The sequence below is a fragment of the Mesorhizobium sp. RCAM 06353 genome (genome assembly GCF_059683585.1).
The window spans coordinates 1265726-1280663 of sequence record NZ_CM185031.1 but is presented as its reverse complement, the minus strand read 5'-3'; the positions used below and the strand labels follow the sequence as shown (position 1 = coordinate 1280663).

Genomic DNA, 14938 nt, shown 5'->3' with positions numbered 1-14938 from the left:
GCAGGGGCGGAAAGCTGCGGCAAGCGGCGGCCTTTGCCGACCATTTCGGCCGAATTGCAGGAAGATCGATAAACTTTAACCAAATGCGTTAGAGCATAATTTCACACCCGTATGTTAGCTCTGCCGGATGTTACGTTTAAAGGGGCAGGAAATGCGGGGGATTGCAGTCAGGTTCCTGGAGTCGCGCAGCGGCTCGATAATGCCGTTGTTCTTTCTCACCATGCTGCCGATCATATCCGCGGTCGGCTTCTCGGTCGACTATACCAGCGCGATCCAAACCCGGTCCAACCAGCAGCAGGCGCTGGATGCCGCGCTGCTGTCGATCACCACCATGGACACCACCTCGACGCTGGCGCAGCGCCAGACGGCGCTGCAGGATTCCTTCATCGCCAATGGTGGCCAGGGCACCGCGACGCTGAACAGTTTTGTGGCTGGTACCACCACCGCCGCCGCCACCGGCCAGGCCACGGCAAGTTTCTCCATGCCGACCATTTTCATGAAGATCGCCAGGATCGACTCCGTGCCGATTGCCGTCGTGTCGGCGGTCAGCAAGCCGCCGGCGCTGGTCAATGCGACCTTCAAGATCTCCAAGGTGTCGGGCTGGTGGAACAAGACGATGACGCTCTACGGCACCCAATTTGGAGCCACGGCGGCCAAGCCGCTGATGTCCATCGAGTATGCCTATAACGGCTTCGGGGATCCGAAGGGCTACGGCACCACGAACGTGTACACGATCACCAACAATGGTGGCGCAGACATCAAGACGCTCGTCCAGTCGCAGGTTTGCACCACCGCCAAGGTGAACAATTTCAACAATCTCCCCGCCGGTGCGATCACGCAGACCAGCGGCAGCAACAAATATCTGACAACCTGCGTCGACACCATGTATCCGGCCAACGGCTCCGGCGCGGCGATCGATGTCAGCCAGATGGGTGGCCTCTCTCTGCAGATGTACGTGCCATCGGGCAACCCGCAATACCTCAAATCGGACGATGCGAGCACCTCCAACCGACTCTATAGCGGGGTGGACGCGAACTCCCTGATCGAGACCGCGACCGGGACGAAGGTCGACATCTTCGCCATCGTGCCTTGTGGCGTCACCAGCTATCAAGCCTGGGAAGACGGTGGCACAACGGTGCCGACTCCGTCCTCGAATGCCGACTTTTTCTACAACGTCACCGGCAAGTGCGACTTCAACAAGCGGCCCTCGGACACAGCGCTGACGCAGTAAGGCCGGAACTGCCGATCGCCCCCCTCGAGGGGGAGATGTCGCCGAAGGCGACAGGCGCCGCGCGTAGAGCGCCAGCCTCCATTTGCCGCAGGAGGTCGCACCCAGTCGGCCCGACCCCCTCTGGCCTGCCGGCCATCTCCCCCTCAAGGGGGAGATCAGCTATCATGGCGGCCTCAGGAGGAAGAACGCCATGTCAGACCCCGTGCTGCGTGTGTCCATCTTGCGTTGCGATGCCCCGAAGTTCGCTCTGTTGCGAGCGATGATGCTGGAGGCGGAGACAGCGCTTCGGCCCGGCATCGAGGCCATGCCAGGGCTGCTCACCTTCTACGCCGGCGCGGACGAGGCGACACTGTCGCTGATCAACACCAGTGTCTGGGACACGCTGGAGCACGCCAGGCAGCTCGATACTTTCCAGCCCATGCTCGATGCAGGAAAGCGATTTGTCGCGGAAGGCGCAATTTTTGAGCGGCCGATCATGCACTACACCTCACTGTGGCGTTTTGGGCCGCGCGCATAAGTCTGGCGCCGTGATCACAAACCGGTGAGCGCTGTAACGAAGCGGCAAACGGCAGCGAAGTGGGGGAATGACAGGCGCATCTGAGCGCCTTCCCACACGGAGCCAGCCGATGCCGAGAGCCAGAAAATTCGCCGCATTGTCCAGCCTGGGCGCAATCGCGCTCGCCGCCTCGCTCGGTGCCGCTGCCGCGCAGCCGCTCAGCGTCGTCGAGCTGTTCACCAGCCAGGGCTGCTCGTCCTGCCCGCCGGCCAACGCCAACCTGATCAAGGTCAAGGACCAGCCCGGCGTGCTGGCGCTGTCCTTCAACGTCACCTACTGGGATTATCTCGGCTGGAAGGACACGTTCGGCAAACAGGAATTCACCCAGCGCCAGGTTTCCTACGAGCCGCCGCTCGGCCATGACGGGCCGTTCACGCCGCAAGTCGTGGTCAACGGCCATGCCGATGTCGTCGGCGCCGCACCCGGCGAGATCGAGCATCTGATCGCGGCGACGGCCAAGACCGGCGGCCCCTCGCTGTCGCTCGAGGGCGGCAAGGTCGTGATCGGCGCCGGCCCGGGCGGCAAGGCCGATGTCTGGCTGGTGCGCTACACCAAGGGCGTCGTCCAGGTGCCGGTGGCGCGCGGCGAAAACACCGGCCGCACCCTGCCGCATGCCAATGTCGTGCATGCGCTGACCAAACTCGGCAGCTGGACCGGCGACGCCACGGCCTATGCGCTGCCCGCCGCGTCCGGTGGCCTCAGCACCGCCGTGCTGGTGCAAGCACCGGGCGGTGGACCGATCCTGGCCGCCGCGACCAACTGATCATCCCTTTTATCGCGCGGGGCCGTGGAACGCGGCAACGCATCACCCGGCCCGCTTCCGCGCGCCAAAACCCAAGGAGACTCTCATGACCAAGTACCTGACCCTGCCGGCGCTCGCCTTCGCCCTTTCGGCCGCCGTTTTCGTCGCCGGCGCCCGCGCCGACGACACGACCAACGCGATGAAGCCCGCCAACGCCATGGCCACCGACGCCATGAAGCCGGCGACAGATGCCATGAAGCCGGCGGATGCCATGAAGCCCGCGACCGACGCGATGAAGCCCGCCGACCCGATGGCCACCAATGCGATGAAGCCCTCCGCTGATGCGATGAAGCCAGCGGCGGACGCCATGAAACCGGCGACCGATGCGATGAAGCCGGCGGATGCTATGGCTCCTGCGAACTAGGCTCGATCCCGGCGGCGCAAATGGCGTGCGACCATGCGGTCGCACGCGAATTTGAGCCACCGCCGCAACTCGCGCATCGCGCTATCGTAGCTGATCCAATAGACTGATCCCAAATGGAAGCCATGAGGAGTGCAACCATGACCAATACCAAGAACCGTTCAACCGGCTTTGTCAGAGGCGCGCTGGCGGCGATGGCCCTTGCTGCCGCGGGCGCTGCTTTCTGGCTGACACCGGCCGTCTCGGCGGAAGACGCCGTCGTCATCCCGCCGCCGGCGCTCGACGAAAAGGCAGCCCCGGGCAGCGAGACGGCGATCTTCGCCGGCGGCTGCTTCTGGGGCGTCCAGGGCGTGTTCCAGCACGTCAAGGGCGTCAGCCAGGCCGTCTCCGGCTACACCGGCGGCGCCAAGGATGACGCCGTCTATGAGACCGTCGGCACCGGCCGCACCGGCCATGCCGAATCCGTCGAGATCACCTATGATCCCTCGAAGGTGACCTATGGCCAGCTGCTGCAGGTCTATTTCTCGGTCGCCCACAATCCGACGCAGCTGAACTACCAGGGTCCGGACTCCGGCACCCAGTACCGCTCGACGATCTTCGCCGAAAACGACACGCAGAAGAAGATCGCGCAGAGCTACATCGACCAGCTCGACAAGGCCAAGCTCTATGCGGCACCGATCGTCACCACGATCGAGACCGGCAAGACCTTCTATCCGGCCGAGAACTACCACCAGGACTTTTTGACGCTGAACCCGACCTATCCCTACATCGTCTACAACGATCTGCCCAAGGTGGCGAACCTGAAGCAGCTGTTCCCGGCGCTGTACAGCGACAAGCCGGTGCTGGTGCTTTCGGCGAGCAATTGAGTTTCGAGGCCGCGTAATCTCCCCCTCGAGGGGGGAGATTCGCGCCTCGGTTACATGGCCTTCATCGCGTCGCACGACACATCGGGATTCATGTCGGCGAACGTGCCGGTCGGGTTCTTCTTCCAGGCCCAGACATGCAGCTCATAGAAGGCGCCCAGGCCATAACGGTTGGGTGTGCTGTTGAAGTTGAACAGCTGCCCCTCGAGCGAGGCCGGGCCTTTCGAGGTGATGTACTCCACCGCCACCAGCTTCTGCGTGCCGTCCGCCATCGGCTCGTACATCACCGCTTCCGGCTTCGCCAGATCGACGGCATCGTCTTTCAAATAGGCCGCGTTGACATAGTGGATGCCCATTGCGCCGCCGGTGATGCCGCTGGCGCACGGGATAGGCGCATAGCCTTCGGCGGTGGCCATCGCCACATTCTCGAAACGGCTGTTGGCCGCCCGCACTTTCTCATCCAGCGCGCCCGTATCATGGGCATTCGCCGCCGTGGCCGCGATCGACAGGATCGACAGGTTGATGAGGTGCTTGGTCCACACATGGATGTTCATTTTCTCTCCTCGTTGTTGATTCAGCGGAAGCAGCCGCTCCCGCTGCGAAGTCGATGGCTGTCAGTGGTACCGGGTGAAGTCCCAGTAGTGCGGCAGCTCCCCGCGCCCCGGCAGGCCGATGTCGCGTCTTAGATAGTCGTCCTGCGGAGGCAACCGGCGCCGACTGTTGCGCAATGGTGCGAACAGCAGCGAGGCAAACCGTCGGAGAATCCGGCCCAGTAGCGGGCCTCGTCCGACTGGTCTCGAAGCCGCCGACACCGCGCTGGACGCGTTGTCAGGCAAGCCGCCACCGCCGCGAAGGGCAGTTGGATGGTCATGGTCGGGATCAACGGTAAAAGTAAGGGTCAAGAACCCGCACCTCCGTGATCTTGTCGACAGGCAGCGCGTTCTTCTGGGCGGTGCTGCGGATCGCTTCCGGCGACGGCGCATCATAGATGCAGAAGCTCTGCTTCTTGTCGGGCGAGACGAAGGACTGCACCCAGGTCACGCCTTTTTCGGCGTTGCGCATGATGACGCCGCCCAGCGCATCGGCGCCGGCATCGTTCATCGGCACGCTGAGGCCATTTGGAAATGTGCGTTCAACTACATAGCGAGGCATATCGGGTTTCCCTTTGGTGTTGATTCACGCTCGATCTGAGCGCGGCTGGACATTGATCACGCTCGCAAAGGGCGCACATCGGAACCTTTCCCTATATTTTGTGTGGAAGATTCCCTATATTGGCGGCGTTATGTGGAGAATGGCACCGGAATGTGTGGAGGGTCACATTTCCGGGCAAGCGCCTAGGACAGTCGTGGCGGATGTCCAGCGCAGCGGTGAAACCAACCCCATTTGAGCGATGACGATGCTTCTGGAACGGCAGGCGCAGCTGGCGCAACTCAACGAACTTTTGGCGGAAGCCGGACGCGGACGTGGACGCGTCGCGGCGTTGTCGGGCGAGGCCGGCGCCGGCAAGTCGGCGCTGGTCGAAGCCTTCATAGGCGATGCCGATCCGGGCGCGCGCATCTTCCGCAGCGCTTGCGAGGATCTGTCGATACCCGACCCGCTCGGGCCTCTCTACGATCTGGCGCGCGAGGCGCAATGGGCGATGCCGCAGGCGGTCGACGCCCGGCGGGGGCAGCGGCTGCCGCTGTTTTCCGATGCGATGGAGGTTTTCGAGGCAAGGTCGGGGGCGACGCTGCTGGTGATCGAGGACCTGCACTGGGCCGATGACGCGACGCTCGACTTCGTCCGCTTTCTCGGCCGCCGCATCGCCAGCACCCACATCCTGCTGCTGCTGACGGCGCGCACCGATCGCAGCGAGGGACAGGCGCGTGTGCGCCGGGCCCTGGGTGAAATCCCGTCGGGCAGCGTTGCGCGCATCGACGTGCCGTTTCTGAGCGAAGCGGCGGTGGTGTCACTCGCCGCCGCCGTCGGCCGCGACGGCGACGCCATCTACCGGGCGACGGCCGGCAACGCCTTTTTCGTCACCGAATTGCTGAGCGCCGAGAATGAAACGGCACTGCCGGCCAGCGTGCGCGACGCCGTGGTCGCGCGCGCCGACCGCCTGTCTGCCGGTGCCCGCTCGATGCTCGGTGCGGTGTCGGTGTTTCCAAGGCGCGCCGACGCCTGGGCCTTGCAGGGCCTGTGCGGCGTGGCCGCCGCCGGCCAGCTCGCGGAATGCGTCTCGAATGGCCTGCTCGACGATCTCGGCGATGCCTACGCCTTCCGGCACGAGATCGCCCGCCGCGCCATCGAGACGATGCTGACGACAAGCCAGCGGCGCGAGTTCAACCAGCGCGCCCTTTCCGCGCTGCTCGAACGGGGCGAAGTCGCCACCGCCCGGCTGGTCCATCATGCGGTGGGCGCGCACAATCTGGAGGCGGTGCGCCAACTGGCGCCGGTCGCCGCCCGGGAGGCTTCCCGCGTCGGCGCCCATCGCGATGCCGCAGGCCACTACGAGGTCGCGCTGCGCCACGCGGAGACCCTTTCGGCCGAAGAGCGCGCCTCGCTGCACGAGCACTACGCGTTTGAATGCCACCTTATCGGCCGCATCGCCGAGGCCATCGAGGCTCAGCAGCAGGCGCGTACACTGCAGCGCGCCCTCGGCAACACGCTGAAGGAGGGAGACAGCCTCAGATGGCTGTCGCGGTTCGCCTATCTGATGGGCGACCGTCAGGCCGCCGACCTGTTCGGCGCCGAGGCCGTCGCGTTGCTGGAAACCGCGCCGGCCGGACCGGAGCTGGCCATGGCCTATTCCAATCTCTCGCAACTGGCGATGCTGGCCGAACGGCTCGACGAGGCCCTGTCGCTGGGCGCCAAGGCGATCAGGCTCGCTGAACAGGTGGACCGGCCCGACATCGTCTGCCACGCGCTCAACAATCTCGGCTCTGCCGAGCAGTGGCTGGACGTGGCCAGCGGCCGGCTGCACCTTGCCCGCAGCCTTGAGATCGCGCTCGAGCAGAATTTTCAGGAACACGCGGCGCGCGCCTTCACCAATAGCGCCTGCAGCGAAATGAACCAGCTGGACTACAGCCAGGCGCAAATCTTTCTCGATCGTGGGATCGACTATTGCGTCGAGAACGATCTCGCGACCTGGCGCGACTATATGCGCGGCGTGCGGGCGCAGTTGCTGCTGCGTTATGGACAATGGGACGAGGCGGCGGACGAAGCGCTCGAAGTCATCACCAGCAGCCAGGCGGCCGCGCTGGTGCGCTATCCCGCTGTTGTGGCGCTGGCGAAATTGCGCTTGCGCCGCGGCGATCCCTCGGCCGAGCCGCTTCTGGCGGAAATGGCTCGGTTTCTGGAGAAAGGAGCCGAACTGCAGCGGCTGTTGCCCTATGCGGCTGTCATCGCCGAGCAGGCATGGCTTGGGGCGGCAAAAAAGGACGAGGCGTTGCGATTGATCGATCTGGCCGAGACCTTGTCACCGACGCGCGGAGCCTTTGCCGAACTGGCCTGCTGGCGGCAGCTGCTGGGCCCTTCCATAGACCCCGGCGACACATCGGACATGGCTGCTCCCTACCGGATGCTGCTGGCCGGCGACTGGCAAGGGGCGGCGGATGTCTGGGCCGGCATTGGCGCTCCCTTCGAGCGCGGCCTTGCCCTGGCCCAGGGCGACGAGGCGGCGCAGCGTTCGGCGCTGGAGATATTCGAAAGCCTTGGCGCCCAGCCGGCTGCCCAGCATGTGCGCGAGCTCATGCGGCGAAACGGCATCATTCACATCGCCCGGGGACCGCGACAGACCACCCGTGCCAACAGCGCCGGCCTGACCCAGCGCCAGATGGAAGTGCTGCAGCTGATCGAGCGCGGCCTGTCCAACAAACGGATCGCCGAACATCTCACCATTTCGCCGAAGACGGTCGATCACCATGTCTCGGCGGTTTTGGGCAAGCTGGATGCGGTCTCGCGAGGAGAGGCCACCGCCGCCGCGCGCGATTCCGGATTGATCTGAAAACAGCAATTCCAGGAAAAGTGGGACCCGGTTTTCAGTCCGGAATTGCGTCAAAACAAAGAGGTCAGTCGTAAGTCAGGTCGGTCGCCTTGCCGCCGAACACCCGGTAGGCATAGAAGGAATAGAAGATGATGACCGGCAGCACCACGACCGTGCCGGCCAGGATGATGGCCAGGCTTTCGGTCGCCGACGCCGCCTGCCAGATGGTCAATTTATCCGGCACCACATACGGGTAGAACGACCAGGCGAGACCGGCAAAGCCGAGCGCGAAGATGGCTGCCAGGGTCAGGAACGGCGTCAGCGCATGGCGGTCGTCGGGCTTCGGCAGATGGAAGGTCTGCCGCCACAGCCACAGGAACAGCAGCGCCGACAGGATCGGCAGCGGCGAGAGATAGAGCATCTGCGGCCAGACGAACCATTTGTCGAAGATACGCGGGCTGGCGAAGGGCGTCGCCAGCGATACCGCCGCCATGCCGAGCGCGGTCAGCACCAGCGCGGTGCGCAGCCAGAGCACGGCCTTCTTCTGCAATTCCCCCTCGGTCTTGTAGATCACCCAGGCGGCGCCCATCGCCGCGTAGGCCGCGGCCAGGCAGAACGCCACCAGCGCGCCGAACGCCATGCCGCCAAAGCCGACATCGAGGCCGAGCACGTAGACGCCCAGCATATAGCCCTGCGCCAGCGAGGCGATGACGGAACCCAGGAAAAAAATGCGGTTCCAGCGGTGCTTCTTGCCGCTCGGCACCTTGGCACGGAAATCGAAGGCGACGCCGCGCAGGATCAGCCCGACCAAAAGCACGAAGACCGGAATGTAGAGTGCGGTCAGGATGACGCCATGCGCCAGGGGAAAGGCGACCAGCAGCAGGCCGACGGCCAGCACCAGCCAGGTTTCGTTGGCATCCCAGAACGGGCCGATCGCCGCGATCATCGTATCCTGCTCGGCATCTTCGGCGACCGAGAACAGGATGCCGATGCCGAGATCGAAACCGTCGAGAATGACGTAGATCAGAATGGCGAGGCCCATCAGGCCGGCGAAGATGAGGGGGAGCGCGGTTGGCCAGTCGAAAGTCATGTCACTCTCCCGCCGCCGGCTGCGACATGGCTGCCTTCATGACACCCGGCAGCGGTGAGGTGTCGCCATCCTTCGCCGCCTTCAGCGCCAGATGCACCAGCACGCCGAGATAGGCGATCAGCAACAGCACGTAGAGGATGAGATAGATGGCGAGCGTCAGCGCGACATGGCTGCCCGCCACCGGGCCGACGGCGTCCGCGGTTTTCAGCACGCCCGTCACCAGCCAGGGTTGGCGGCCGATTTCGGTCGTGTACCAGCCGGCCAGCGTCGCCAGCCAGCCCGACAGCGCCATCGGCACCATCAGCATCGCGAGCGGCTTCGGCAGGCTGTGGCGGCGCTTGAGGAAGAAGGCGGCCGTCCACGAGACGGCGAGCATCAACAGCCCGGTGCCGACCATGATGCGAAAGCTCCAGAACAGCGGGAAGACCGGCGGATGGTTGCCGGGATAGTCGTTGAGCCCCGGCACCACGCCGCTGGTCGAGTGCCGCAACACCAGGCTGGCGCCGTCGGGAATGGCAATCTCGAATTTGTTTTCCTTCGCCGCCTCATCGGGCAGCGCAAACAGCACCAGCGGCACGTTGGGACCGGTGTTCCAGTTGGCCTCCATGGCGGCGATCTTTTGCGGCTGGTGTTCCAGCGTGTTCAGCCCGTGCTGGTCGCCGGCAAAGATCTGGATCGGGATCAGGACGGCGGCGGTGAAGACGCCGGTGCGCAGCGCCTTCCACATCGATTCCGAGCGGTCGCCATTGAGATAACGCAGCGCCGACAGGCCCGATATCAGGAACGATACCGTGAGACCCGAGGCGAGCAGCATGTGCACCAGCCGGTAGGGCATGGACGGGTTGAAAACGATCGCCCACCAGTCGATGGCGTGCGCCACGCCATCGCGCATCTCGAAGCCGGCCGGCGTCTGCATCCAGGAATTGAGCGCGATGATCCAGAAGGCGGACAGCGTGGTGCCGCCGGCGACCAGCACCGTCGCGAGCGTGTGGACGCGGTTGGAGACGCGACGGAAGCCGAACAGCATGATACCGAGGAAGGCTGCTTCGAGGAAGAAGGCGGTGAGGATTTCGTAGGCCAGCAGCGGCCCGGCAATGTTGCCGACCTTTTCCATATAGCCCGGCCAGTTGGTGCCGAACTGGAAGCTCATGGTGACGCCGGAAACCACGCCCATGGCGAAAGACAGCGCAAACACCTTCACCCAGGTGAAATAGGCGCGCATCCAGGCGGAATCGTTGGTCGCGTTGTAGCGCAGCTTGAAGAACAGCAGCACCCAGCCAAGTGCAATGGTGATCGTCGGAAACAGAATATGAAACGAAATATTCGCGCCGAACTGGATGCGCGACAGTATGAGCGGGTCCATGGCGGGCTCCGGCTGCTGCAAGTACTCGGGAAGGATAGGCCCGAAACCAGGTCAGGTCAAAGCGGCGTCCTGCCGCGAGGCTGAACGCCACAGGACAATTTTACCGGTTCATACGGCACATCTCCAGCCGTTCCTTGCAACCGCTGTCCAGAACTGTCAGCAGCGCCATTGACTTCCGGTTGCACGCTCCGACATTCGGCCTATATCAGGGGACCTCTTTCAGGCAGCCGTTTTCAGCCATGCCCTCCATTCTGTCCATTTCCGGGGTCTCCAAGACCTACGCCACCGGTTTCACCGCGCTCAAGGAAGTCAATCTCGACATCCAGCGCGGCGAGATCTTCGCGCTGCTTGGGCCCAATGGCGCCGGCAAGACGACGCTGATCTCGATCGTCTGCGGCATCGTCAACCGCTCGACCGGCACAGTCACCGTCGACGGCCACGACATCAACAAGGACTATCGCGCCGCGCGCAGCCTGATCGGCCTGGTGCCGCAGGAACTGACCATCGACGCCTTCGAGAGCGTCTGGGCGACCGTCAGCTACAGCCGCGGCCTGTTCGGCAAGCCGGCCAACCCGGCCTTTGTCGAGAAGGTGCTGCGCGACCTGTCGCTATGGGACAAGAAGGACGCCAAGGCGATCACGCTGTCGGGCGGCATGAAGCGCAGGCTGATGATCGCCAAGGCGCTGTCGCATGAGCCGCGCATCCTGTTCCTCGACGAGCCGACCGCCGGCGTCGACGTCGAGCTGCGCCAGGACATGTGGGAGATGGTGCGCCGGCTGCGCGAGGATGGCGTCACCATCATCCTCACCACCCACTATATCGAGGAGGCCGAGGCGATGGCCGACCGCGTCGGCGTCATCAACCGCGGCGAAATCATCCTGGTCGAGAACAAGGCCGAACTGATGCGCAAGCTCGGCCGCAAGCGGCTGGTGCTGGAACTGCGCAATCCGCTGACCGCCATTCCGGAAGCCTTTTCGCGCTACGCGCTGGAGCTGTCGCCGGATGGCGGGCAATTGACCTACACCTATGACAACCAGGCCGAGCGGCCGGGCGTCGCGTCGCTGATCCGCGACCTTGAGGCCGGCGGCATCCAGTTCCGCGACATCGACACGCAAAACAGTTCGCTCGAGGAGATCTTCGTCAATTTGGTGAGGAAAGACGCATGAACCTGCGTGCAGTCTGGGCCATCTACCGGATGGAAATGGCACGTGCTTTCCGCACCCTGCTGCAGAGCATCGTCTCGCCGGTCATCTCGACATCGCTCTATTTCGTCGTCTTCGGCTCGGCCATCGGCTCACGCATCACCGAGATCGACGGCATCAGCTACGGCGCCTTCATCGTGCCGGGGCTGATCATGCTGTCGCTGTTGACGCAGTCGATCTCCAACGCCTCCTTCGCCATCTACTTCCCGAAATTCGTCGGCTCGATCTACGAATTGCTGTCGGCGCCGGTCTCCTACCTGGAGATCGTCATCGCCTATGTCGGCGGTGCGGCCACCAAGTCGATCATCCTCGGCCTGATCATCCTCGCCACCGCCTCGCTGTTCGTGCCGCTCACCATCCTGCATCCGTTCTGGATGGTCGCCTTCCTGGTGCTGACGGCGGTGACCTTCAGCCTGTTCGGCTTCATCATCGGCATCTGGGCGAAAAGTTTCGAACAGCTGCAACTGGTGCCGCTGTTGATCATCACGCCGCTCACCTTCCTCGGCGGCAGCTTTTATTCGATCAACATGCTGCCCGGTATCTGGAAGACGATCACGCTGTTCAATCCGGTGGTGTACCTGATCAGCGGGTTCCGCTGGAGCTTTTATGGCAAGTCCGACGTCTCGGTCGGCATCAGCCTCGGCATGACCGTCGTCTTCCTGGCCGTCTGCATCGCGATCGTCGCCTGGATCTTCAAGACCGGCTACCGGTTGAGGAACTGACGCGGCAAAGGCACGCTGACACGCCGACGAGATCTGTTGAGATTCAGGTCAGGCCGGCCTCACCTGAATATCGGCAGATCTAGATCGCCTTGACCAACCGCAGCAACCCCAGCATCTCGATATAGGTCCCCTGGCGGAAGGCGATGTAGACCGGCTCTTCCATGCCGTGGAAGCGGCGCTTGAAGGCCGCCTGGCCCTGCAGGTTGAACCGGCGGCGGTTGACCCATGGTGAATCATAGGCGCGCTGAAAAGTGTTGCGCCAGAAGTCGCTTTCGGCAAATCCGCTGGGGGCGACGTCGACGAGCGGCGACAGGCCAAGCGTGACCACCTCCATGCCCTCTTCGCGAAACCGGTCGACAGCGAATTTGGTCAGGCCGATCTCGGCGTGCGGCGAGGCATCGATGTGCTTGCGCTTGAAGGCGGTGGTGTAGCCGATGACCTTGCCGTCGCGAAAAATCGGATCGAAATCGAGCAGGGCGATCAGCTCGCCATCGGGACCATGCAGGACGAAGCGGCGCATGTCGGTGCCGAGCTGATCGTAGAAGGGGCGGTTGAGGAAGCCCATCTCCCAGCGCCTGACGATGCGGTCGCCGCGCCAGTTTTCGGACAGCCGGGCGATTTCGTCTAGGTGGACCGTGCGTTTGTCTTCCTCAAACGAAAAGCCTTTCTTCAAGAGCCAGCGCTCGGAATAGCGCACAGTCTCGTTGCGCTTGCCGGAAAAATCATGCTCGGGCAGCACGAGGCTTGTGTCGATGCCCAGCCGGTTGACCCTGTAGCCGAGCCCGGCCAGCACGCGCGCCGTCTCCTCGCCGATCTGCACGAACCACGGGTCGCCGGCGGTCTCGACGAAGCGCCTGATGTAGTTGGCCCGCATGGCCGGCGCCGCCACCGGGTCGCCAAGCGCGAAATGGTGCTTCATCTTGGTGCCGAAGGCGATGTAGCCGTCGGCGTCGCCAAAATAGGAAAGCTTCTGCTGTACAGCGGTGGAATAGGCGAGCGAGAAATCGCCATGGCGGCGGACAATCGCCAGCCGTTCGACATGCGTCAGCGCCTGGCGCTCGACCTTGGGCGAGGCGCCCTCAAGGATTTTGTCGAAATAGATCCGCAAGGAGGGCATGGTCGAGATTCCGCGTGCCGTCTGTGGCGCGACGTGCCTTTCGACACGCTAGACGCGCCACGGCGTCCTGATTTTTCGCGGGAAGCCAAAATCGCTGCGATTTCGAATTCCTGCGTCGGTAACGAGATCCGCCAGCCCCCGGAGCTCGAATCAATCACATTGCCGCGACCTGATTATCGCCGATGCCGCGGATATGCCATATAGGGCTGCATGGTTTCGGACAGAAGCGGGCATCCCGCGTCATGTCGTTGTTTTGGCCGCATTTCTGCGATGGAAGTTGTTTCCGCTTGGCGGCGCAATGCTCTGGAGCGCAAGCGCGGCCCGGCGCGCGGCCTCGGCAATCGGTACCGATCCGCTGCATGGGTTTGCGCGCGATCAAACGGTTACAGCGTCCTGCGAACCTGTCGGGATGCTGCGGCGGTTGAATGGGTTTTGAGAGTGAATGGCTGATACGACGACCAGACCGATGGTGGAGCAGTTGGTGACGATCGAGCCGGTGATCGTCATTGGCGCCGGTGCTGCCGGACTGGCCGTCGCCCAGGCTTTGATCAAGGCCGGCGTGCCGGCGGCGATCCTGGAAAAGGAGAGCCGGCTGGCCGAGCCCTGGCATCGGCGGCACCAGCAACTGCATCTCAACACCCATCGCGATCTCTCGGCACTGCCGGGCCTTTCCTATCCCGGGGATACGCCAGCCTTTCCACCCAAGAACGTCGTTATCCGCCATATGAACGATTTCCGGGAGGCGAACCGGCTGCCGGTGGAGTTCGGCGTCGCCGTCGAGACCATCGTGTTCAGGGGCGACCACTGGGCCGTGCGCACCAGCGCCGGCTCGCGCCTGGCGCGTCATGTCGTCGTCGCCACCGGCCGCGACAAGGAGCCGTTCACGCCGCAATGGAAGGGCGTGGAGGCCTTCGCGGGCCGGATCATCCATTCGGCGGATTTTGGCGACGCCAAGTCCTATGCCGGCAAGAAGGTGCTGGTCGTCGGCGCCGGCAATTCGGGCTTCGACGCCCTCAATCATCTGGCTGGCGTGGATGTGGCTGCTCTCTGGCTGTCGGCCCGCAATGGCCCCGCCCTGCTGCCCAAGCGGATCGGCAAGATCGCCGTGCATAGGCTCTCGCCGCTCATGGCGCGCCTGCCGCTGCGCGTCGCCGATGCGGCGATCGCCGCGACGCAGCGCCTGGTTTTCGGCGATCTGACCAAATTCGGCCTGCCGCCCGCACCGTCGGGCGGCGCCAGCCGCCTGACCTCCGACTACACCGCGATCGCCGCGGACGACGGCGCCGTCGACGCCATCAAATCGGGCAAGATCACCGTCGTGCCGGCGATACGCGAGTTCAGCCGCGACGGTGTGGTCCTGGCCAATGGCCGCCTGATCGATCCCGATATCGTCATTGCCGCAACCGGCTACCGCACCGGGCTGGAGCGCATGGTCGGCAGTCTCGGCGTGCTCGACAGCAAGGGTGTCCCGCTCTTCAACGGCGGCGACGCCGATCCGAAACTGCCCGGCCTGTGGTTCACCGGCATGCGGCCGAGCATTCGCGGCTGCTTTGCCAATGCCGCCATATTGGGCAAGGCGATCGCCAAGCGGATCGCCGGCTCCTCTCGGCCCTCGGGTGGCTCACGCTGATTTGAGCGAAGACGGCTTTGACTCGTTCCTTGCCGTA

At 64.0% G+C, this 14938-nt stretch carries 14 protein-coding genes; 9 read left to right on the top strand and 5 right to left on the bottom strand.

Features of this window, described 5'->3' with window-relative positions; translation table 11 throughout:
* Window positions 1–151: 151 nt before the first annotated feature.
* From AC56QX_RS05880 to msrA, 5 genes are all read left to right on the top strand, one after another.
* Window positions 152–1231, top strand: coding sequence for a TadE/TadG family type IV pilus assembly protein (locus tag AC56QX_RS05880; RefSeq protein ID WP_497114285.1), 1080 nt, complete (start codon window positions 152–154; stop codon window positions 1229–1231).
* A 190-nt stretch (window positions 1232–1421) separates the two neighbouring features.
* Window positions 1422–1748, top strand: coding sequence for a hypothetical protein (locus tag AC56QX_RS05875; RefSeq protein ID WP_497114283.1), 327 nt, complete (start codon window positions 1422–1424; stop codon window positions 1746–1748).
* Between the two features lie 109 nt (window positions 1749–1857).
* On the top strand, window positions 1858–2550 hold the full coding sequence (locus tag AC56QX_RS05870; protein ID WP_497114281.1) for a DUF1223 domain-containing protein: 693 nt from the start codon (window positions 1858–1860) through the stop codon (window positions 2548–2550).
* An 85-nt stretch (window positions 2551–2635) separates the two neighbouring features.
* On the top strand, window positions 2636–2953 hold the full coding sequence (locus AC56QX_RS05865; RefSeq protein ID WP_497114279.1) for a hypothetical protein: 318 nt from the start codon (window positions 2636–2638) through the stop codon (window positions 2951–2953).
* Window positions 2954–3090: 137 nt separating this feature from the next.
* The gene (gene msrA / locus AC56QX_RS05860; protein ID WP_497114278.1) at window positions 3091–3816 is read left to right on the top strand and encodes a peptide-methionine (S)-S-oxide reductase MsrA; all 726 of its coding nucleotides are present in this window, start codon (window positions 3091–3093) and stop codon (window positions 3814–3816) included.
* 50 nt (window positions 3817–3866) lie between these two features.
* Here the strand turns inward: msrA and AC56QX_RS05855 are convergent, their stop codons facing one another.
* Both AC56QX_RS05855 and AC56QX_RS05850 read right to left on the bottom strand, forming a co-directional pair.
* The gene (locus AC56QX_RS05855; protein WP_497114277.1) at window positions 3867–4367 is read right to left on the bottom strand and encodes a hypothetical protein; all 501 of its coding nucleotides are present in this window, start codon (window positions 4365–4367) and stop codon (window positions 3867–3869) included.
* Between the two features lie 325 nt (window positions 4368–4692).
* A complete protein-coding gene (locus tag AC56QX_RS05850; protein ID WP_095202994.1) occupies window positions 4693–4965 on the bottom strand; it encodes a DUF4242 domain-containing protein in 273 nt (90 codons plus the stop codon).
* A 238-nt stretch (window positions 4966–5203) separates the two neighbouring features.
* Here AC56QX_RS05850 and AC56QX_RS05845 point away from each other — a divergent pair, with 238 nt between their 5' ends.
* Window positions 5204–7798, top strand: a complete 2595-nt coding sequence (locus AC56QX_RS05845) for a helix-turn-helix transcriptional regulator (RefSeq protein ID WP_497114276.1) — start codon at window positions 5204–5206, stop codon at window positions 7796–7798.
* Between the two features lie 64 nt (window positions 7799–7862).
* Here AC56QX_RS05845 and AC56QX_RS05840 read toward each other — a convergent pair whose 3' ends face one another.
* Together AC56QX_RS05840 and AC56QX_RS05835 are read right to left on the bottom strand one after the other, a co-directional pair.
* A complete protein-coding gene (locus AC56QX_RS05840) occupies window positions 7863–8867 on the bottom strand; it encodes a cytochrome d ubiquinol oxidase subunit II (RefSeq protein WP_497114274.1) in 1005 nt (334 codons plus the stop codon).
* Window position 8868: 1 nt separating this feature from the next.
* On the bottom strand, window positions 8869–10230 hold the full coding sequence (locus AC56QX_RS05835) for a cytochrome ubiquinol oxidase subunit I (protein ID WP_497114273.1): 1362 nt from the start codon (window positions 10228–10230) through the stop codon (window positions 8869–8871).
* A gap of 239 nt (window positions 10231–10469) precedes the next feature.
* Between AC56QX_RS05835 and AC56QX_RS05830 the strand changes: the two genes are divergently transcribed.
* Together AC56QX_RS05830 and AC56QX_RS05825 are read left to right on the top strand one after the other, a co-directional pair.
* Window positions 10470–11396: an ABC transporter ATP-binding protein gene (locus AC56QX_RS05830; RefSeq protein ID WP_497114271.1), complete on the top strand. Its 927-nt coding sequence runs from the start codon at window positions 10470–10472 to the stop codon at window positions 11394–11396.
* Window positions 11393–12154, top strand: coding sequence for an ABC transporter permease (locus AC56QX_RS05825; protein WP_497114269.1), 762 nt, complete (start codon window positions 11393–11395; stop codon window positions 12152–12154). Before AC56QX_RS05830 ends, AC56QX_RS05825 begins: the two co-directional genes overlap by 4 nt.
* 79 nt (window positions 12155–12233) lie before the next feature.
* Here AC56QX_RS05825 and AC56QX_RS05820 read toward each other — a convergent pair whose 3' ends face one another.
* Window positions 12234–13271 carry a phosphatidylglycerol lysyltransferase domain-containing protein gene (locus tag AC56QX_RS05820; protein ID WP_497114267.1) on the bottom strand — a complete coding sequence of 346 codons (1038 nt, stop codon included), beginning with the start codon at window positions 13269–13271 and terminating at the stop codon, window positions 12234–12236.
* 442 nt (window positions 13272–13713) lie between these two features.
* Here AC56QX_RS05820 and AC56QX_RS05815 point away from each other — a divergent pair, with 442 nt between their 5' ends.
* On the top strand, window positions 13714–14901 hold the full coding sequence (locus AC56QX_RS05815) for a flavin-containing monooxygenase (protein ID WP_497114265.1): 1188 nt from the start codon (window positions 13714–13716) through the stop codon (window positions 14899–14901).
* Window positions 14902–14938 lie beyond the last annotated feature (37 nt).